General features: G+C 43.2%; 16 protein-coding genes. 10 read left to right on the forward strand and 6 right to left on the reverse strand.

The features are described 5' to 3' along the window. On the reverse strand, positions 1-462 hold a 462-nt coding region (locus IQP38_RS26645), incomplete at its 3' end, for a chloride channel protein (RefSeq protein WP_228010128.1). 471 nt (positions 463-933) lie between these two features. Between IQP38_RS26645 and IQP38_RS19790 the strand changes: the two genes are divergently transcribed. Further along, the gene (locus IQP38_RS19790) at positions 934-1,548 is read left to right on the forward strand and encodes a hypothetical protein (RefSeq protein ID WP_225466132.1); all 615 of its coding nucleotides are present in this window, start codon (positions 934-936) and stop codon (positions 1,546-1,548) included. On the opposite strand, the gene IQP38_RS19795 is transcribed toward IQP38_RS19790, so the two are convergent. Further along, entirely contained in the window at positions 1,529-1,942 is a 414-nt protein-coding gene (locus IQP38_RS19795) for a helix-turn-helix domain-containing protein (protein ID WP_005387686.1), read from the reverse strand. The two genes, IQP38_RS19790 and IQP38_RS19795, sit on opposite strands and share 20 nt — an antisense overlap. Positions 1,943-2,037: 95 nt before the next feature. Here IQP38_RS19795 and IQP38_RS19800 point away from each other — a divergent pair, with 95 nt between their 5' ends. The 5 genes from IQP38_RS19800 to IQP38_RS19820 all read left to right on the forward strand — a co-directional run bounded on the left by IQP38_RS19800 (position 2,038) and on the right by IQP38_RS19820 (position 7,863). After that, positions 2,038-2,946 carry an aldo/keto reductase gene (locus IQP38_RS19800; RefSeq protein WP_193837927.1) on the forward strand — a complete coding sequence of 303 codons (909 nt, stop codon included), beginning with the start codon at positions 2,038-2,040 and terminating at the stop codon, positions 2,944-2,946. Positions 2,947-3,313: 367 nt separating this feature from the next. After that, positions 3,314-4,318 (forward strand): response regulator, encoded by a 1,005-nt coding sequence (locus IQP38_RS19805; RefSeq protein ID WP_005373466.1) that lies wholly within the window; start codon positions 3,314-3,316, stop codon positions 4,316-4,318. Then, positions 4,318-4,755, forward strand: coding sequence for a PAS domain-containing protein (locus IQP38_RS19810; protein WP_005373463.1), 438 nt, complete (start codon positions 4,318-4,320; stop codon positions 4,753-4,755). Before IQP38_RS19805 ends, IQP38_RS19810 begins: the two co-directional genes overlap by 1 nt. Before the next feature lie 86 nt (positions 4,756-4,841). Further along, positions 4,842-6,383 carry a bifunctional ADP-dependent NAD(P)H-hydrate dehydratase/NAD(P)H-hydrate epimerase gene (locus IQP38_RS19815; RefSeq protein ID WP_017635213.1) on the forward strand — a complete coding sequence of 514 codons (1,542 nt, stop codon included), beginning with the start codon at positions 4,842-4,844 and terminating at the stop codon, positions 6,381-6,383. A gap of 436 nt (positions 6,384-6,819) precedes the next feature. Beyond that, positions 6,820-7,863, forward strand: a complete 1,044-nt coding sequence (locus IQP38_RS19820) for a GMP reductase (protein WP_005373458.1) — start codon at positions 6,820-6,822, stop codon at positions 7,861-7,863. A gap of 146 nt (positions 7,864-8,009) precedes the next feature. Here IQP38_RS19820 and IQP38_RS19825 read toward each other — a convergent pair whose 3' ends face one another. The 3 genes from IQP38_RS19825 to IQP38_RS19835 all read right to left on the reverse strand — a co-directional run bounded on the left by IQP38_RS19825 (position 8,010) and on the right by IQP38_RS19835 (position 11,875). Next, positions 8,010-9,299, reverse strand: coding sequence for a linear amide C-N hydrolase (locus IQP38_RS19825; protein ID WP_017635214.1), 1,290 nt, complete (start codon positions 9,297-9,299; stop codon positions 8,010-8,012). A gap of 470 nt (positions 9,300-9,769) precedes the next feature. Further along, entirely contained in the window at positions 9,770-10,096 is a 327-nt protein-coding gene (locus tag IQP38_RS19830; protein WP_005373454.1) for a hypothetical protein, read from the reverse strand. A gap of 87 nt (positions 10,097-10,183) precedes the next feature. Continuing rightward, on the reverse strand, positions 10,184-11,875 hold the full coding sequence (locus IQP38_RS19835) for an FAD-binding oxidoreductase (RefSeq protein ID WP_193837928.1): 1,692 nt from the start codon (positions 11,873-11,875) through the stop codon (positions 10,184-10,186). Between the two features lie 283 nt (positions 11,876-12,158). Here IQP38_RS19835 and IQP38_RS19840 point away from each other — a divergent pair, with 283 nt between their 5' ends. Continuing rightward, positions 12,159-12,632 (forward strand): DUF1842 domain-containing protein, encoded by a 474-nt coding sequence (locus IQP38_RS19840; protein WP_005373450.1) that lies wholly within the window; start codon positions 12,159-12,161, stop codon positions 12,630-12,632. 134 nt (positions 12,633-12,766) lie between these two features. Here IQP38_RS19840 and IQP38_RS19845 read toward each other — a convergent pair whose 3' ends face one another. Further along, positions 12,767-15,940 (reverse strand): AAA family ATPase, encoded by a 3,174-nt coding sequence (locus IQP38_RS19845; RefSeq protein ID WP_005373448.1) that lies wholly within the window; start codon positions 15,938-15,940, stop codon positions 12,767-12,769. Positions 15,941-16,810: 870 nt separating this feature from the next. Between IQP38_RS19845 and IQP38_RS19850 the strand changes: the two genes are divergently transcribed. The 3 genes from IQP38_RS19850 to IQP38_RS19860 all read left to right on the forward strand — a co-directional run bounded on the left by IQP38_RS19850 (position 16,811) and on the right by IQP38_RS19860 (position 19,825). Then, positions 16,811-18,109 carry a hypothetical protein gene (locus IQP38_RS19850; protein ID WP_054576104.1) on the forward strand — a complete coding sequence of 433 codons (1,299 nt, stop codon included), beginning with the start codon at positions 16,811-16,813 and terminating at the stop codon, positions 18,107-18,109. A gap of 7 nt (positions 18,110-18,116) precedes the next feature. Then, entirely contained in the window at positions 18,117-19,064 is a 948-nt protein-coding gene (locus IQP38_RS19855) for a formyltransferase family protein (RefSeq protein WP_224721233.1), read from the forward strand. A gap of 146 nt (positions 19,065-19,210) precedes the next feature. Beyond that, positions 19,211-19,825, forward strand: a complete 615-nt coding sequence (locus IQP38_RS19860; protein WP_193837929.1) for a phage tail protein — start codon at positions 19,211-19,213, stop codon at positions 19,823-19,825. The last annotated feature ends 101 nt before the right edge of the window (positions 19,826-19,926 follow it).

Here is a 19,926-nt window from a genome sequence, read left to right on the forward strand (position 1 = left end):
GCCCCCCATTTGAACGGTTGGGCCTTCACGACCCAGCACCATACCTGAGCCAAGTGCGCCCATGCCGCCGAAGAATTTTACTGGTAGAACTCGCCACCAGCGCACTGGACGAATATTATCCATTGCCCCTTCGATTTCAGGAATACCAGAACCTGCCGCTTCTGGCGCAAAGCGGTGCACAAGAAAATAGCCAATAAAAGCTAAAAGTGCGCTAATGAGAACCGCTGCCAGCCACAACGGTAGAACATTACCAATTTCGCTTCTTAACCATTCTGTTCGTGTTTCAGAAACGAAATGAACGGCAAGCTCGAAATACGTACCGACAAAACCAGCCAACGTACCCACAATGGCGGCCATAATGAGAACAGAAAATGGTGTTGACCCTCGAGAGACAAACTGGTTAATCGCATCTTTCGGTACGTGCGCCAACACAGATTTCACAATTCTCTCGCGTTTGGTCATTAAAAAGCTCTCCTGTTGCTGGGGGGAAGGGACGAAAGAAAGTATACGCTTCGCAGAGTCTAGACCTAATCAATAAAGATGCAATTTAGCTTTTCACTATTGAGTGTTCGAAGTGTCGCGATATTATTCATTCACTCAGATTGTGCTATTGCTCTCATAATTTAGGATAAAAAACTTGTTTTTTGAGAAAAATGAACCATGCTTTAAATGTAAAGCAACATGACTGCTTCAGAAGGAGGGATGTGAGGTTTTACACACAATTTGGATGGATTCAAACCCTACGGTAAGTCCTCGTTTTATGTTCGGGATGCATCAATAGACATCACCGATTCGCACACTCACGATTGAGTAACGAGGTAGAGGCGCACGCACATGTGCGCCTTCTTAATTTCTGCGTTATAACTTTCATCACCATAACTTTCATCGCCACCTGCCACTATTTTTCTCTTGAACATTTTCTTGCAGTTAGTAATGTCTTGGTTCGATGTCAACCAACTAGAGCAGTGCATGCGCTTTTATCTTCGACTCTTACTTTCTTTATGTTGTTGTTCGGTAACGTTTCCGGCACTTTCAACGCCGAGCTGGTGGCAAGACACGTTGTCAGCTGTGCCATATTCCAATCTAAAAGAACGTATAGAAAAAAGTGGGAGCTGGTATAGTTGCGAAGTGCAGCTGCTAGACAATTCAACGTTTATCAGCGCATTTTGTTTGGATGATTTTTCGTACTACCAGCAGCACTTGTATGGTGAAGTGGTTTTGAGAAGAGAAAGTGCTCAGTTCTCGTTTCTCACTGAATACGAGTGGCAGCGTCTGAATGACTTACTTCTCAACTTAAGAAAGGATGGGTTAGTTTTACGCAGAGTCACTATCGGAAAAGAACACTATGATGTCGTTGAAGCTCTGGAAAAGAAATCTTCCGAGCTTGTCGATAAAGAAGTTATTTTGTTGATGAACCGCTATCCACAAGAAACGATTCGAAGTTTGCTTTGGGTAAAACCGGACGAGTTTCTGACGCCATCACCGTCCTTAAATGTGCAATTGCGCAGTGATGGCGAAATTATCGAGGTCAAAGTGACTCGTTTTTAGATTCTTTATGGAGAGATAGGAAGGTCGCCATTGCTGATTCATCCAAAAAACCATCCGATTTTTTGTGAGCGCGCAGGTATTGATAGCCTGCGATTAGCTTGCGGTGTAGCTCTTCTGCATCGTCTGACAACGGCTGATTCATAACGTGTTGAAAGGCAAGTTTGTACGCATCCATATCCACGACTTCAGCACGGCGATATAAATAACCACATCCCGTTGCTAACCATTCGAGAGAGCAATTGGCGCGCATTGCAATTTGATTTGCTTTGGTTAGGCTAGGTTCACTGCCTTTAAGGTATTTGCGTATTAAAGCTTCAGACACATCGACGCGTCGAGCGAACCCGCTGATGCTTTCTTCTCCGATCAGGGTGGCTAGGCGTTGGGCAAAAGACATATTTCGTACTCCAGTTCGAATTGCGAAAGTTTACCCGTTGAGCCGGTACGAAAACAAGACTACGATGAATGCAGATCAATTGAAGGAGAAAACCCATGGTTGCAAAAGTAGTAACTGCACCAAAAGGCCCAGAGTTCTCAGAGCTGGTTCAAGGATATTGGCGTGCAGTTGAGTGGGGAATGACGGCTCAAGAGCGTTTGTCATTTCTTAAGCAACACATTGAGTTAGGCATTACGACGGTCGATCACGCCGACATCTACGGCAATTACGAGTGTGAGGCGTTGTTTGGTGAAGCGCTAGCTTTAGACAAGAGTGTTCGTGAGCAAATTCAGATCGTGACGAAATGCGACATCAATTTGTGTGGCGATAAAACGCCAGAGCGTAAGATCAATCACTACGACACGAGCTCAGCACATATCTACCAATCGGTGAATAACTCGCTAGAACGTTTGAATGTGGATGAAATCGACGTACTTTTAATTCATCGTCCTGACGTGTTAATGGATGCAGACGAGGTTGCAGAAGCATTTTCTGAGCTTCATAAAGTCGGCAAAGTGAAGCACTTTGGCGTGTCTAACTTCACTCCACGCCAGTTTGAACTGCTGCAATCTCGCTTAGGTAAGCCGTTGGTTACTAACCAAGTGGAAATCAACCCACTTAACTTTGAGGTTGCTCACGATGGAACGCTTGATCAAATGCAAATGTTGCGCACGCGACCAATGGCTTGGTCTTGCCTCGGTGGTGGTTCAATTTTTAGTGGTGACAGTGAGCAAGCTGTTCGTGTCCGTAACGAATTAGAAGCAATTCGTGAAGAAGTTGGCGCAGCGAGTATTGACCAAGTAATTTATGCTTGGGTACGTCGTTTGCCATCTAACCCTATTCCAATCATTGGCTCTGGTAAAATCGAGCGTGTGAAAACTGCAGTTAATGCATTGAACATCGAACTTACTCGAGAGCAATGGTATCGCGTATGGGTGGCTTCTAAAGGTCATGGTGTGCCATAGAATTGATATCTTATCGATGAAATTGTTATTAAAGGCATCCTCTAGCAGGGTGCCTTTTTAGTTTTAGCGCGTTACTGTTTACCCATTATGGAAATGGAAAGAATGAAATTCGAGCAAAAATGGGCTTTGGATGTTAGCTGCAACTTTTTGCTTACTTTTGGTGGAGGAGTTTTACCCATGTTTGTTTTATGTCACTAAACAGCGAATGTGATGCTTGCTTTTTAGTCATTTTGTTCACTCATTCATTCATATTGCGTATGCTTATTGAATAATAAAGAAATAAAAAACTCGTCAGTTTTCTCGTATTACATGCTGTAACAATCTGTTAGACTCCGGCGCAGATTGTGGAATATAAAAAGGTGATTGAATGTCTTTTCCCGTACTCATCTGTGATGATTCAGCGTTAGCACGCAAACAGATGGCGAGATCACTACCAGCCACATTGAATGCCGATATTACGTTTGCTATCCACGGAAAAAACGCGCTAGAAGAACTCGAAAAAAACGAGTTTAAATTGATGTTTCTTGATTTGACCATGCCAGAAATGGATGGCTTTGAAACACTAGAGCACATGCAACGGTTAGGGGATAAAACTCCGGTGGTTGTGGTGTCGGGGGATATCCAACCTAAAGCGAAAGAGCGCGTGTTCGCACTGGGTGCAAAAGCGTTTATTCAAAAACCGATCGCCAAAGATGAACTCAAGAAGGCGCTTAAAGAGTTGGTCGAGCCAGAACCTCGTCCTCAAATTATCACGCCTGTCTCTATTGAGTTACCGATTTTACGTCGTCGCGATATTTACATGGAAGTGGCTAACGTTTCAATTGGTCGAGCAGCCGATGCGTTGGCGCGTCACTTTGATGTGTTTGTGCAACTACCTCTGCCGAACGTCAATATCTTTGAAGTGAGCGAACTTCACATGGCCCTACGCGACTTGGCGTCGCATGACAACGTATCGGGTGTTTGTCAGGGATTTTGTGGCGAAGGTATTGCTGGCGAAGCGCTAGTGATTTTGAGTGATTCAAGCGTATCTGATCTCAAAAAGTTGATGAAAGTACCAGCAGACAGCGAAGAGCTAGAAGAGCTTGAGCTGCTAATGGATATTTCTAATATTTTGGTGGGGTCGTTCTTAAATGGTTTAGGCGAGCAGTCTGAAGTCCGATTCTTCCAAAGTCCACCAGTACTCCTTGGTCAGCATATCTCAATTGACTCGATCATTGAATCTACAACTGGAGCATTCAGCCGCACGATGACATTCGAAGTGAGCTACAACATTGAAGGAACGTCGATTCGTTGTGACTTGTTGTTTATGTTTGTGGATGAATCCTTGCCGCTGCTTGATAACAAACTGTCTTATCTAATGGAGGAGTTCTAATGTTGAATATGCCAGCAGAGTTTGAACAATTCCATTGGATGGTGGATATGGTACAAAACGTCGACATGGGCTTAGTGGTCATTGATCGAGATTACAATGTACAGGTCTGGAATGGGTTTATGACTCATCACAGTGGTTTGCAGTCTCATGATGCGATAGGTCGTTCTATATTTGATATCTTCCCTGAAATCCCACAGGAGTGGTTTAAATTAAAAACAAAACCAGTGTATGACCTAGGCTGTCGCAGCTTCATCACATGGCGACAACGACCTTACTTATTCTGCTGTCGCAATGTTCGACCAGTTACGCAGCAAGCGGAGTTTATGTACCAGAATGTTACGTTGAACCCAATGCGCACACCGACTGGAAAAATCAACTCGTTGTTTTTGTCTATACAAGACGCGACGGCTGAAGCTCTGATGTCTCAGAATCAATAGCGATAAAAAACTTTCTCAAAAGCCAAGGTCCGCCTTGGCTTTTTTGTATACTTATAATTGTGTTTCCCAATGCGTAGAACGTGAATATGGACTTTAATCTCGCTCTAAAACTCTACACCGCAGAGCAAGTAAAAAACGGTGAAACGCTGGCTGCGCAAATGGCTGGTGTTTCTATGTATAGCTTAATGCAACGCGCTGGTATGGCCGTGTATGAGCGCTTTTTACATCTGTATCCTAAATCAAAAAATATCTTAGTGATTTGCGGTAAAGGGAATAACGGTGGCGATGGTTACGTATTTGCATCTCTTGCGAAACAAGCTCAACTCAATGTACATGTTTTCCAAATTGGTGATGTATCTGTGCTAAAAGGTGATGCTTTGCGCGCATACCAAGACTGGCAGTCAATCGACGGTGTTAACAATGATTGGGATGAATGGAATACCGCATTGCTAGAAGCAGATGTGATCATCGATGCCATGTTAGGCACTGGTTTAAGCGGTGAGGTTCGTTCGGAGTATCGTCGCTATATTGACCAAATTAATCAAATTCATACCCCTGTGATTGCAGTCGACGTTCCTTCTGGTCTGTGTGCTAATACAGGTGCAGTTTTAGGTGATGCTATTCGTGCCGAGCATACTGTAACCTTCATTGGGGTTAAGCAAGGCTTATGCACTGGACAAGCGAGAGATCGAGTTGGCGAGCTCTACTTTTGTGGTTTAGGCGTCAATACTAAGTTTGATACTATCGAAGTAGAAAGTGCATTAGGTATTGATCATCAGGTTGTTTCAAGATTAATGCCCAAGCCAAATCCAACGGTCCATAAAGGTGACAACGGGAAGTTGCTTTGTGTTGGTGGCAACCAAGGGATGTCTGGAGCGATTCGTTTATGTTCCTCCGCTGCGATTAGAGCCGGAGCGGGTTTAACTGCCGCAATTACTCACACGAGTAGCCTTATTCCACTGCAGGTTGGTTGCCCAGAAGTAATGAGCCAGAGCATCACCGCTGACTTACTCAGGGATACTGAGAACGACTTAACTAAACGCATTCGCTGGGCTGACGTATTCGTGTTTGGTCCTGGCTTTGGAGATGATGAGTGGGCTTATCAAGCCTATCAATATCTGGCTCAAGAGCAGAAACCTAAAGTTGTTGATGCTGATGGCCTCAATATTCTAGCGATGCTGAGCCAGCGATGCGATGGCACTCTGGTGTACGACAACCATCGAGTGATCACGCCGCATCCTGGAGAGGCTGCTCGACTACTAAATGTAACCATTCAACAAATAGAAAGTGACCGATACTCTGCTGCAAGACAACTGCAAGAGCGTTATGGCGGTGTAGTGGTTTTAAAAGGCGCGGGGACACTTATTTACGATGGAACGAGAATGTACGTCTGTCTAGCGGGTAACGCCGGAATGGCGACGGGGGGAATGGGAGATGTGTTATCTGGAGTCATTGGTGCATTACTAGCCAAAGGTTTACCAATTTCTGTTGCCGCACGTTTAGGTGTGGTACTTCACAGTCATGCTGCTGATATAAACGTGAGTCAGAATGGTCAAATTGGTCTTTTGGCAAGTGATGTCGTTAGCACTCTTCGTACCGCTATCACCCAAGAGCTCTATCGAAATTAATTAGATTTCATGCATTGCTGAGAAAATTGGTCGATTTTTTTGAGTACTGTTTTACGAATTAGCAGGGCATCTTAGTATTAGGTGATTGAGTTTTAGGCAGGTTTGAGAGGTGATGCGTTTTAATTTTTAAGATATGACGCAAAGGTTTGCGCAATAGGTTAACTCAAGTGCTTTCTCAAGTTGTTGATAGTTATAAATAATAAGAGGTTTTGGTGACTTGGGGAGCGTTTTTGATATGCGATTTTCAAGATGGTATCACAAAAAAAATTCAAATATCAGACTTGTAGGAAATAAATCACAGCCTATAATGCTGAAAACCGGAGCGTCTGCCAACGCTCCGGTTTTTTTGTGTCCGAAGAACAGTGAACTCGTCTGCCAACGAAATCACTACGCACTCTGGAATGACACATATACATATGAATCAAGGAATTACACAATGCGTATCGAACAAGAACTTAAGTTAGGTTTTAAAGATGTACTGTTTCGCCCGAAACGTTCTACCCTTAAGAGCCGTTCTCAAGTAAATTTAACCCGCGATTTTACATTCAAGCATAGTGGTCGTCAATGGTCTGGTGTGCCAGTAATCGCAGCAAACATGGATTCGGTTGGTAGCTTTGCAATGGCTAAAGCGCTGGCTGAGCATGGTGTAATGACCGCTGTTCACAAACATTACACGGTAGAAGATTGGGCTGAGTTTGCTAAATCAGCAGATAAAGTAACCATGAATAACGTTATGGTGTCTACGGGAACATCTGACGCAGACTTCCAAAAAACCAAAGACATCATGGCGCTTTCAGATGAATTTATTTTCATTTGTATCGACATTGCTAATGGTTACTCAGAGCATTTGGTCGAGTATGTTGAACGCGTGCGAGCTGAGTTCCCAGACAAGGTCATTTCTGCAGGCAACGTGGTTACTGGTGATATGTGTGAAGAGCTAATCCTAGCTGGTGCAGACATCGTTAAAGTGGGTATCGGCCCAGGCTCTGTATGTACAACTCGTGTAAAAACGGGTGTTGGTTACCCGCAGCTTTCTGCAATCATCGAGTGTGGTGATGCAGCGCACGGCCTTGGTGGCATGATCGTCGGTGACGGTGGCTGTTCTTGTGCGGGTGACGTAGCGAAAGCATTCGGTGGTGGCGCGGATTTCGTAATGCTAGGCGGGATGCTAGCGGGTCACGAAGAGTCAGGCGGCGAAGTGATCGAGAAAGACGGCGAGAAGTTCATGAAATTCTATGGCATGTCGTCGAAGAGCGCGATGGATAAGCACTCAGGTGGTGTCGCTGGCTACCGTGCGGCCGAAGGTAAAACCGTATTATTGCCATACCGCGGTAGCGTTCACGGCACTATTCAAGACATCCTTGGCGGCGTTCGCTCAACTTGTACATACGTGGGTGCAGCAAAGCTTAAAGAGCTAACCAAGCGTACTACATTCATCCGCGTTCAAGAACAAGAGAACAACGTGTTCGGTAAAGAGTAAATCGACTGAATGTAACAAGTGTAAAAGCAACCATACGTTATATCTATAGCAGATAAAACTATACTATATGCAGCTATGAGCCAGAGTGAGATTGATTTCTTACTCTGGCTTTTTGCTTCTCATTTGTTTGCGCTTCAAAATTAACTCTAAGCGATTTTAATAGTTGGTCGAGATTCGACTTGTTCAAACGGTAATGATGTTGTAACTGGCATGAGCTGTAAAACGCTTGAAATCTGACAGTCTCTATTTAACCCAATATAGTCTTTGACATTAGCGACTCGCCAAGTCATGTCTCCGTAAGTACGCAGATAGAACGCGGGTGATTGATGACTGTTATGTCTAATAACGCTCCATTGGGTAATATCACTAAAAAAGACTTCAGGGTTATCGGATGTCTCAAACTCATTCGCCATGATGCCCAAAGGTATATCAACGCGATTAAGTAGCTTTTGTCCGAGTGAGAAGGCTTCGTCGAAGTTAGTTGGTTGTTCGCTTAACTGCTTAATTGCATAGGTTTGTACAAATCGAGACGGCGGTGTTGGGTCGGCGGGTAGACCCATCAAGCCAGCGCCATTGATTGATTGAAGTGGGCCAGGCACTTGGACATGACGTTGCATGGTTGCTTCATTGTTCGGTTCTGGGTTGTAGTTGCGCAAATTGGAAAAATAAGAGAGGTGATTGACATGCCAATGGTAATTTGGGCAGTTAGTCATTACTCCAACATAGGAGTGGTCCACAACCACTTTATAATCATCAAAGTCGTATTCGGTACATTGATAGCGTGCTTGCTGATTTTCCTCTTTGCTGAACATATCGCTTTCTTTGAATGCTCGATAGATATGCATATTACCGTTAAGAAACTCAATGACGGCACTGTCATTATTTGCATCGTGAATCACGAAATGCTGGTCCAAAGCCATGTTGTCACTCTCTGTTTCACCAGTTGAAATAGTCGAGTTAAACACGTAAACGGGGTGGGTGGTGAAGTAGGTCACCATCTCGTCCACAGTATTAAACGTAGACAAGATAAAAGTACCAAACAGGCCGCTGCCTAATGCAAAGGCATCATCAGGGATGTGAGAGGTCGATACATTTTGATTGAGAATGGGCAAGTACAGTGACCCAACAGAAAGGCCAGATTCATTAATGCCATCAGCTGTTAAAAGAGGGTTATTATACCGGGTAATGGCATTGCAGTGTATGAAGCTCAACTCTCCCTGCCAATTTGCTCGAAACTCACATTCTTTACTGTGACGTTTTGGCGGCTGACCATTGAAAACACGGTCGGCTTTTCCGTCGGAAGTAAAGGTCGTAATTTGGTAAGTTTGTTGGGCTCTAAACCAAATCTCGGTCTGAAGGTTAACTGCAAACTCCATGGTTCTAGCGGATAAGGTTTGGTTGTTGCAACCATAATTGATATTAACATCTGTACACATAGCCATGCTTTCCGTTGTTTATCTGAATGATGAATATCCAAGAAACCCTCTGAATCAAATGCTTAGAGATTACGTGGATATAGATGAATTGCGCTTTAATAATGGTTTTAGCCATTGAGATAAGCGCATGCTATTAAGTTAAGCATTCAATAAAAAAACGTCAGTAGCAGTTTAGTATCAGTTGATAGAGTTAAAATAAAAAGTGATGTATTAAGTAAAACTCTTTGATCTTAGAAATTAATAATATATTTATTTTTTCAATCTTGGTTACTCTAGATTTAAAGTTTATTTTAAAAGTGATTTGTATTTATTCGATTATCTTGCAGTGGTGATATAAAGTGAGAACATAAAGTTAACAATTTCAGATTGTGATTGAAAATGGGGAGAGTCTTCAATCCAAATACCGAGAAATGAAACTGCCCGAGAAGTTGTGCAACTGTCTCGGGCGAAGTGATGAATCAGGTGAGCAGCTATAAAGTTTTCTCACAAGAACCGCTAAGTGGTGGAGATATTTTTAAATTATCATTAAAGATTTCTACAACGACGGGGCCTTTATTTTCATCTTTTGCATAGTATGCACAGGACTTGTCCCCAGTATAGGTTTTACCTGCCTTTTTGAAACTGTAATACCAGGAGTCATGGGTAGCGGCACCGGATTCAAAACTAGCAGATTCAGATTGTTCGCCAATATTCAAGTCGAAATGAACCTCCATTTCCGGAGAGTCTTTAAATCTCACATATCCGGTGATTTTATCGTTGGAGTTATTTTTAACGTAAAATGAACCCTTAGTTGTCATAATTTTTCCTCTTTTTTAATTTCTATACGTGATAGAACGGCCAAATGACGTTCTGTTAATATATGCTTTTTAAGATGCATATTGATGTTAAATGATGGTCTTATTAGTTCTAAGGTGATTAAACTTATCCTTAGCGTATTTTTCTTTTATACCGATTAAGTCGCGGTAGCTTCGATCAAAATAAACGCTTGTCGGAATTGCCGGATCTTTAAAGCTGATGAAGGCACCATAGGTTCCCGGTATATCAGCTTCTCTGGCTTTATCAATCCAGTCCATGGCTCTGTTTACATCAACAAGTACTGGGTTATTTTGTAGTTCTAGTTTTTGCTTTATCTCTTCATTCCACCAGGTTTGGTATTGGACTGTATATTGACACTGGCGGTAGGGGAAAGATATGTCTTCAAGGTCGTCTGAGTGATGATAAAAACCGCCAGTGATCGCCCCTAAGGTTACGTAACTAAATAGCCCTTGATCGCGGTTTTCTGGCTTTATCAAAGGTGAAGTTAAGCTTTGCAAAAGTGCAGTATAGCCTTCTGGTTTAAGACCTCGCTCTGACACCAATCGCGAAGTGATTTTGTGAGGTGCTGGGGCGTCATAATCGGGAGGGAAAGGAGAACCGTTTTGACACAAAGAATCGCGCCCCCATGTGCTCATCAGGGAGTGATCGTATTTCTTCCCGTCAAAGTCAGTGCCATGTGCTTCATAGACTTGAACTAAATCAGGGAAGCAAGCGCCAAATTGAACGGCTATAAATTGGTGAAGATCTTGTTCTGTTCCTTCCCAGTAGCCATACATGGTGCAGTGATGGCTGATGGTTTCAATATCACAGTGGTTAGATGATTCAGGCAGAGCATCAATTTGCAAGTTGGTGCCAAGAAGTTTAGGCGTATCGAGGCTTTTTATAGCCTGCTCCCAATTTTTTAGCACATCTATGGTAGGGTGCGTTGGTATTGGCTGAAGCATACCGTTGATTTTTGGATAGAGGTTCCACTGAAGCTCGAAGCGGTGGATCTCTTTGGGTAAAGGGAATGTTTTTACGCGTAGCTCGGTAACAATGCCATAGCTCATGCCTCCGCCGCCTCTTAGTGCCCAAAATAGGTGAGGGTTGGACTCTGCTGAGACTTCTGTGATCGTACCATCACCCAATACCACGGTTGCACTCACTAGGTGCTCACAACACATGCCGTATTTTCGCGTCCAAGGGCCCCATCCTCCGCCTTGAATATAGCCAGTCAACCCAACTGTGGCACAGGTTCCATGTGCAATCATTCGATCATGCTCTGCAAGTTTTGGTGTCAGTTGATAGAAGCGATAGCCAGCACCAATGGTGGCAATATTGTCACACAATTGGAAGGTCTTAATTCTGCTCACGTCAATCAAAATGACGTTGCCACCACTGCATTCACCTGCGTGATCATGCCCTCCTGAGCGAACACGAATCGGGAGATTGAATTGAGTTGCTGTTAGATAGGCTTGCTGAACTTCTTGCGTACTTTCGCACATGACAATGACAAAGGGTTGGTGTTGATAGCGAGTATTGAAGATGAGTGACTCGACTTGATATTGGTTCAAACCGGGAACCGGTGAAACCGTGTTTTCAAGAGGTGTCAGTAATCGTTCTTTAGGAAAACCGCACTTATCCATTTTCTGAATAAACAGTTTGGCATTATTGACTGAGATTGAGTACGCGCTAAGTACAGCGAGGCGTTGTATTTGAGGGTTAGGGTGCTGTTCTACCACTTGGTTTTCTTTAGTTCCCTGCATCCATTCATGTTCCATTATTTTTTCCATTTGGCTTATGTATTGAATAGTTGTTCAAATATTAAACCAAATGCATAAATTCACCATATCAGTTTGGTATCAGTTGTTCTGTACAAATCGCCAAAAGCATCAGCGAGAGAGCAACAATATCTGGTTGATGAAAAGAACGATCGGCATCTGCGTGACCGTGGATAATTTATGTAGTCAAGTAGATCTGAGCCTAAATTGATACTGAACCAGAATGACGTGTTATCTACATTGAATGGGTCACTAACGACAATAAATTCAGTTGGAGAACACAATGAAAATGGACTCAAAAGAATCACAAGCAATTTTTACTGCTCATTATCAAATTGGTAACGGCTTACCTGGAGGAGTGAGCTTCGATGTTAATCTACTCGTGGCCAGCGAAGACAAATCAATAGTGGGTAAAGGACATATCTTTCAGGCCGTTAACCCACCGTTAAATGTGGTGTCTGATCTCAATGGTAGTTTCAACTATCAATGCACGATGCGTGATTGTCATATCATGGTGACGTTGCAGGGCTACCAGCCTTATCTAGGCATTGCTCCTTTAGGAGCTGATCTTCATAACGTAACGCTCAACCTCCTACTTAATGATGATTGGAAATCAGGCGTGGCATTCTATCGATATAAAAATAGTTCAGGTAAATGGATTGAAGCAGCAAATCAACGCGTTACTCTACTTTTGCCTGAGCATGTTCCTAGCATCGAGAACTTTAAGGTGGAGCAAAATGATCTTGCGCCAGCATAAATCTCATCAGCGATGACACTGTGCCAAAACACAGATATTCGATGGTTTCGAATATCTGTGTTTGACGAGGTAAATCGAGTAAACACGATGACTTGACGGTGCAATTAATCGACTTTCTTCGTTTATTGAATATTTCATGGTTGAGTAGATGTGGAGAGCCAATGGTCGAGCTCATCAACACTTATTTGAGCCTGATTCAGTTGATGCTTACGCGCGGCCTGATTGAAGTTTAACAACTCAGAGACGGAGCTGGACTGGTCGAGTAAGGCAAGCATCAGATTCGCTTGTTCAATATAAAAATCACCCCATGGATGCGGATCTTCTTGGGTGAAGTTAGACAGCTTATCGCGATATTTTCGAAGTAGCGTAGGCTGCTTATACTGCCACGCTACTTGGATTCCTTGTTGGTAAAAGCGTAAATAGTTATGACCAACACAGGTAGATTCTAGCCAAGCCTCACCAGTGCGCAAAGCGGAGAGGGCCGTTGATTCATCGCCACAAATAAGTGCCTTGGTAGATACGAGCCAAGGACCAATAAAATTGTGTAGCTTATTGATATGAACAAGATCTAGAGCCGTGTCGATGTCCGAAAGGGCTTTCTCCTCTTTTCCCTGATACCAGTGCAATCTTGCACTGGACTCCAAAAGAAAAGCGACAAATCGATGAGCATTAAGCTGTTTTGAAAGTTGTAGAGCGGTCGAGATTTCGTTTTCAGCTTGCACCAAGACATTACGGTCGAGAAAGATCCATGCAGCCGTAAGCCTAGAAACAATTTCTGCTCGGCGGTTTGCCGTGAGATAGGCAAGATTCGAGGCATGCTGAGCCTGTTTTAGTGCTTCGTCAGATTGCAGTTGATAGATCATCACTGTTGCCAGCATGTAGCGATTGGCAGTTTCAATCGAAAGCAACTGATGCTCTTCACACAGTTGCAAACACTCGGTTAAGTGCTCGTATGAGCGAGCCATTTTTCCTTGTGCGTAGGCACAATCACCGAGGCCGCCAAGCGATTTTGCTTTCGCGCGAAAACAGTTTGCTCGTTGACTGTAATCTAATGCAAGTAAATGTTCTTTCTCACATTCGTCTAGCTGCCCAGTGGGGAACAGCATATTACCTCTCATCGAGTGAATTTCACACAAAGATTTATTTAACGTCAGCTTTTCGCACAGGGCTTGGGCTTGGTCTAAAATCGACATCGCTTGTACAAAGTTGTCGGTTAAACGGTAGGGGTTAATGAGGTCTAAATAGTATTGAACACGTTCAGAATCATTTTCTGTGTGATGAATCGCTTGCTCAAGAACCTCAATACTCTCTTTGATGCGTCCCATCGAATACAGGCAGTTTCCTTTCATATTTAGTGCATACGCCATCTGTGCTTTAGGTGACTCTTTAATAGCGTATTCAATAAGAGTCAGTGCTTTTTCAAATTGATAATTGCTCAGGTAATGTTTGGCGGTCTGGTCAAGAACAGTAAATACACCTTCGCCCTTGGCATGATTGATATGGACTGCATATAAGAACCGATCTCGGTTCTCATACCATTTTGCGCAGGCCATGTGTATTTTTGAACACTGTGACTTGTCTATTTGACGGAAAACAGCATTACAAATCAAATCATGATGGAAAAGGTATTGATCGCCATTGAGTTTTACTAAGCCAGCGTCGACTAACTTATCTGGTACGTAGCCGGGAATTCGAGTGATTTCACGCAGTTGCTCCAGTTGAAAGTACTGCCCCAACACAGATGCAGTACAGAGTGCTTGGCGATCTTGGGCTGGAAGTTGAGCTAATTGTATCGAAACTAAATGTTCCAATGACTCCGGAACGTCTTTATCAAACTGAGAACAAAGTAGTGTTTGGCGTAAGTATAGAGGATGGCCTTTCGCAAGCTTTATACAGTCATTGATATGTTTATTCTGTTGGCATGTGATTGAGCAAGCTAACTCGTAAGACTCTTCAGATGATAACTCCCTAAGTTCGATTAGATTCACGTTGGCAAACCAAGATTGTTTGGAACTAAGTCGTTTTTGCTGCCTAAACGTCAGAAAGAGTAAAATATTGGTGTTTGTAATATAAGGTAGCAGTGTCTCAAGAAATGCCAACATTACCTCGTCGGCCCAATGGACATCTTCAACAATAATCAAATGCGGTTTGCTGCTCTGCCGTTGTTGAATTAAGAAAGGGATAGATTGCTCTATCGTTTGTTTCAGCGTTTGGAACTCCATTAAGTTCAGCAGCTGTTTTTCTGATTCGTTGAGTGTTACCCCCATTAACCAATAAAGGCAGAGATGGAAAGAAGAGGGAATTGATGACTCGACAGTCTGCTGACGAATAGAATCATCGGTATCTTCACGAGTAAATGAACAAATTGCCCGAGTGAATATATTTTGAGGGGACAAGAGATCAGCACTGCCATGATTCAGGATTTGAATCTCTGTGGTTAAACACGAAGAACGACTCAAAGACGAAATGACCTGGTTGAGTAGGCTGGTCTTTCCTATCCCTGCGGTACCAGTAATACAATACGTTTGGCCTGCTTCTTGTTTTTGCCATCGCTTGATTCCGCTATTCAATGTTTCTAGTTCAAGTTTACGCCCTACGAAACAGTCAGTATGGTTTTGGTGTAAGGATACAAAATGCCAGTTGTTGAAGTCTGGCTCTCCTGTTAGAAAAGGTTTTATTGGTCTGGCACAATTGGACGAGATAAAGCAAGGACAAGCAGCTATTTCTCCCCAAGGGATTTTAACTAGGATTTCATTGATTGGGGTTATCGCATTCGGATGTTCCGATAGCTCAGTGATTCGATGCATGTATTTCACATTGATAAAAGACCGAATCGAAGCCGAAAGAGCAACCTTTAATTGAAGGGCTAGTTGTCGAATTCGCTCAAAAATATATTCGTCCGATTCCTGTAAAGACCAAGTAAGAACAAACGTTCGGTTTTGTATTATGGGTGTAGTGTTTTGGCTGAGAAGTAAGGTTTGCAGAGCCTTTGCGGTCAAATCACACTTTGCTTCGATTGCAAAAATAAAAAAATATGGTGGTGATGAAGATACATTTGTAAATAATGGTTCTGAGGCCCGATCTATTAAAAGGTCCTCTACGGGGACAGAAAAGTATTCCGCGAGATTGGATGCGGTACGATACAGCACATTCGCCCCAGACTCTGCTCGCTTTATAGAAGCAATAGATACGACAAAACCCTGTTGAAAGCATTCTTCCGCCAGTTTTTCTTGGCTCAGTCCTAATTTCTTTCTCAGTTCTTTGAGTCGTAATACGTTGAGTTGAATTCTTCCATCCCTATTTGCCATATTTCACTCCGTTGTAACGTATAGCTTTTCCCAGTAAACCTGAATCGATTGGATATGTTGAGTGAATAAATTTATCTTATTTCACCACATATATAATACTAGTAGTTAAAATGTTATATACGAAAATGAAATGGGCATTTTAATCTTCAAACCACCTTAATTCATTGTTATATTAGTGGTGTTTTTTTATTAATAATTTTGATATTTATTTTTGTGAGTTCATGTTTTTCTTAATAAGTTTTTTGAAATATCTTTAAACTTATATCTTTTAAAAGATTGCACACCTTAAACTTATATTGGACGGCATTAAGCTTTAAAAATTAAATCCTTTAATTTTAGAGATATAAATTGACAATCTTATTTTTAGTGTTTTTTTTGATCTCTATTCTGGCTAACTAATTTTTTCTAGTCTATAAATCAAATATCGGCAATTTCAAAATAACTGCCGACAAAATTATTTTAATTTCAATATTATAAATAGTTGGCTTTATACAATGGATATTGGCTTTTTCTGCCTGTTAAATGGCTCTCATATTACACCACACTTGAGTGCCGCGCTTACCTCTATTAAGGAGACTGCGTGGCTGCCATATGTCAAACGATCTTGTCATCGAGGGGATTGGCAAGCGCTTGCCTTAGAAGAATCATATCGAAAGGCCTATTACCCTAACTATTTACTACTCTCTGAATTTACAGGATTGGAACTGTTTTTATCTCAATTTTTCTGCCCAATTTTGTCAGTACGGTTTATGAAATTAGATCCGTGAGCTCAGATATTATAACGCCGAGCTTATGGCGTATGTTTTTCTCAAGTACAGGCTTGTTTACATCATTCACTACTGCTAAAGCGGCAATTGAGGTTCATGAATTATGCAAAAGGGCTCACCTATAGAATTCTACCAGCAACGTCCTCAATCTCGTGAGACGATCGGTGTTGAAGAAGTGCAGCAACAAACTCAACAGTTTGGTTTTGCTGAACCCGAAATGGATGAGCTGCTTAAGTACTCATTACGGACTCAACTTGAGGCTATGCTCCAAACCCAACTCAGCACGGCTGAACGCCGACGACAACTGAAAGAGAGTTTCGCTGCGGCAGTTGAGCTCGTATTGAAGGAGACGAAAGTTGAGCACCGAACACTGGTGCAAGCCTTTCAGACCATGTATGGCAACGCTTGCCAATCTCTTTCTCTGGCTAAACTCACTCAAGAGGAACTGACCCGACAGTACATTTCCACGTCTGGGCTGGTGATGTCCCCACTTAACTGTAAACACACCATCAAAGATGTGTACCGAATTAAAGGCTTTGCGTGTGGTATAAACAAAGCTATCCAACATATGCTTGCCAACAAGTCACAGGTTAAAGTGCTTTATCCAGCTTGCGGCCCCTTTGCACCATTGCTGCTGCCTTTACTTGCTCACTACAAACAAAGTGATCGAATTAGCGCAGAGCAGCTTCAGGTGACACTAGTAGATATTCACCCCGGAGCCATTAAAGCACTCAATCAATTGATCGCGGATCTCGATATCGCAGACTACATTGAAGCCTTAGTGGAAGAAGATGCTACCCAATTTTCGCCAACTCAAACGTTTGATCTCCTGATACTTGAAGCGATGCAGCATGGCTTTAGTCGGGAAGGGTTCCTCAGCATCGCGAAACATTTGGTTCAATATTTACATATTCAAGGCGAAATGATCCCCAATCAGGTATCTGTGCGCGCCATGATGGTCATCGGGGAGACGGAATTTAATCAACAATGGGAAAAAGCAGAGTATGCACATTCCAACCATTGCCAGCCGGAAGCGATCGATGATCGAATTGATCTGGGAGAAATTCTTAACGTCAATAAAGCCATGTTGCTCAGAAGCGAGATTTTTGAGCTAGATGGTGGAATAAAAATGCTGCAAGGCAACACCATTGAGCTGCCGAAAGATGTGCCAGATATGGCAAAACGTATCCTCGCCATTTACAGCCATATCGATACTTACGGAGATGCGATGGTCGGACAATACGACTCTGGTATTACCCATCCTAAACCCGACATGACTTTTTATGTGGATGCCAAGCCCAAAGCTGTTGAACACCATTACTTTGAAGCGAAGGGAGGGGATAAGGTCAGTTTCTATTATCAGTTAACCGGATTGCCAGGTTTTGTCGCCACCCATGGATGATTTCGATATGCAGCAAAAATACGTCGTTTTTACAGGAAGTTGTTACGCCTTGCCCATCATTCAGTTGTTGGCACAACAGCATAAATTGGCGGGCGTGGTAGTACCGGAAGGAGAACTAAATCCTGACTTACAGCAGCTACAGAGCTATCTGAGCGCTCAATCGATTCATATTGCTCAGTATACCGCCAATGACAGCAGTGCTTTGATAGCGCAACTCGATGTTTGGCGAGTCACGGATGGCGTTATCTATTTGTTCAGGCACATAGTTCATTCCTCGCTGTGTCAGTTTTTCAACGGAAACTTGTACAACATTCATCCGGGAAAGCTGCCCGAGTATCGAGGCCCGATGCCTCTCTATTGGCAATTAAGAGAGGGTTTAGACACCTTTAGCCTCACCCTGCATCGTCTTGAGGCATCGGCTGATTCCGGCGCTATAGGAATGGAGTTAGAGGTACCATTTCACCCGTTTGAGACCTTAACCAGTGCTCAGCAAAAAGCGTCACAAATGACGGCTAAGCTGATGTATGACTTCCTCATCGCGCAACAAAAGCAAGGGCTGGTTTGGCGTGAACAAGTATCAAACCCCAACGAAGTGGCACGAGCAGTAAACCAACATGATCTGCACCTTCGTTGGAACGTGCAAACGAGTCGCGAAATCGTCAACTTAGTGCGAGCAGGCAATCATGACTTCGGTGGTGCGATGTTGAGCTTGCCAAGTGGTGTCGCCAATGTTTTGCAAGCAAGCGCAATGGAGACTTCTTTAGTCGGTGTTGAGGCGGGGAGAATTCTCGAGATCAGCCCACAACATGGGTTACAAGTGAAAACGTTAGATAGCGCCATATCAATAGATGTTATTGCTACACCGCAAGGCGTGTTTTCGGGTTATCGCTATGCGCAAATGGCTGGGCTAGATGCTGGGATGTCATTGCTCCAGCACGCTTCTGCTTGTGAGTAAATAAATATCTCAATACGGCTCTTTGCGGCAGTGATGAAGCCCGTAACGGTATTTAGTAATGCGAGATTGGAAAGTTTTAACCAACCACACCAATTTCGTTATGGGCTGGTTTTAACTTAAGTGTATACGTTGAAAGGAAGAACAGTATGGCTACAGAACCGTATCTTGGGACACTAACCGCATTTGGTGGCAATTTTGCAATTAGAAATTGGGCAATGTGCTCGGGGCAAATGCAGGCAATTGAAGATAATCCAGCGCTCTTCTCTCTAGTTAGCACTCTATACGGAGGTGACGCCCGAACTACCTTTGGTTTACCTGATTTGCGTGGCCGCAGTCCAGTTGGTGTAGGCACACGACCTGGGGGGATGGATTATCATCAGGGAGAAAGATTGGGTACTGAACTGGTAACTATTGATATAACTCAAATGCCAGCACACTTACATACGGCAATTTTTACCCCTCTTGGCACTTCTGCACCTGTAACAGGCAGGATGAAGGTTGCTACCAATGCTGCAAATACACAGGTACCCGATAGTAATTCGTATATAGCGCAAAACTCTACCCCCGGGTTCTATAAACCGACGTTTCAGCAACCAGATTTGACCGAGATCGAAGGCTTAAGTGTGTCTGATGGTGGCTCGGGCGGAGGTACTGTAGCTGTGACTGAAACAGGCGGTTCAATGCCACTTAATATTTTGAGCCCGGTATTGCCGATTAATTGGTTAATTGCCACTGCGGGAGTATACCCACCACGCAGCTAATCAACCAAGAAAGAATTGGCTGAAACTATCGCTAATCCTTTCCTATAAAAAAATTAAACATTTAAGTTGATTATGATAACCCGGCTATGTTGATAAGGCCG

This window comes from Vibrio sp. OPT41, assembly GCF_015163595.1.
GTDB classification, from domain to species: Bacteria; Pseudomonadota; Gammaproteobacteria; order Enterobacterales; family Vibrionaceae; genus Vibrio; species Vibrio alginolyticus.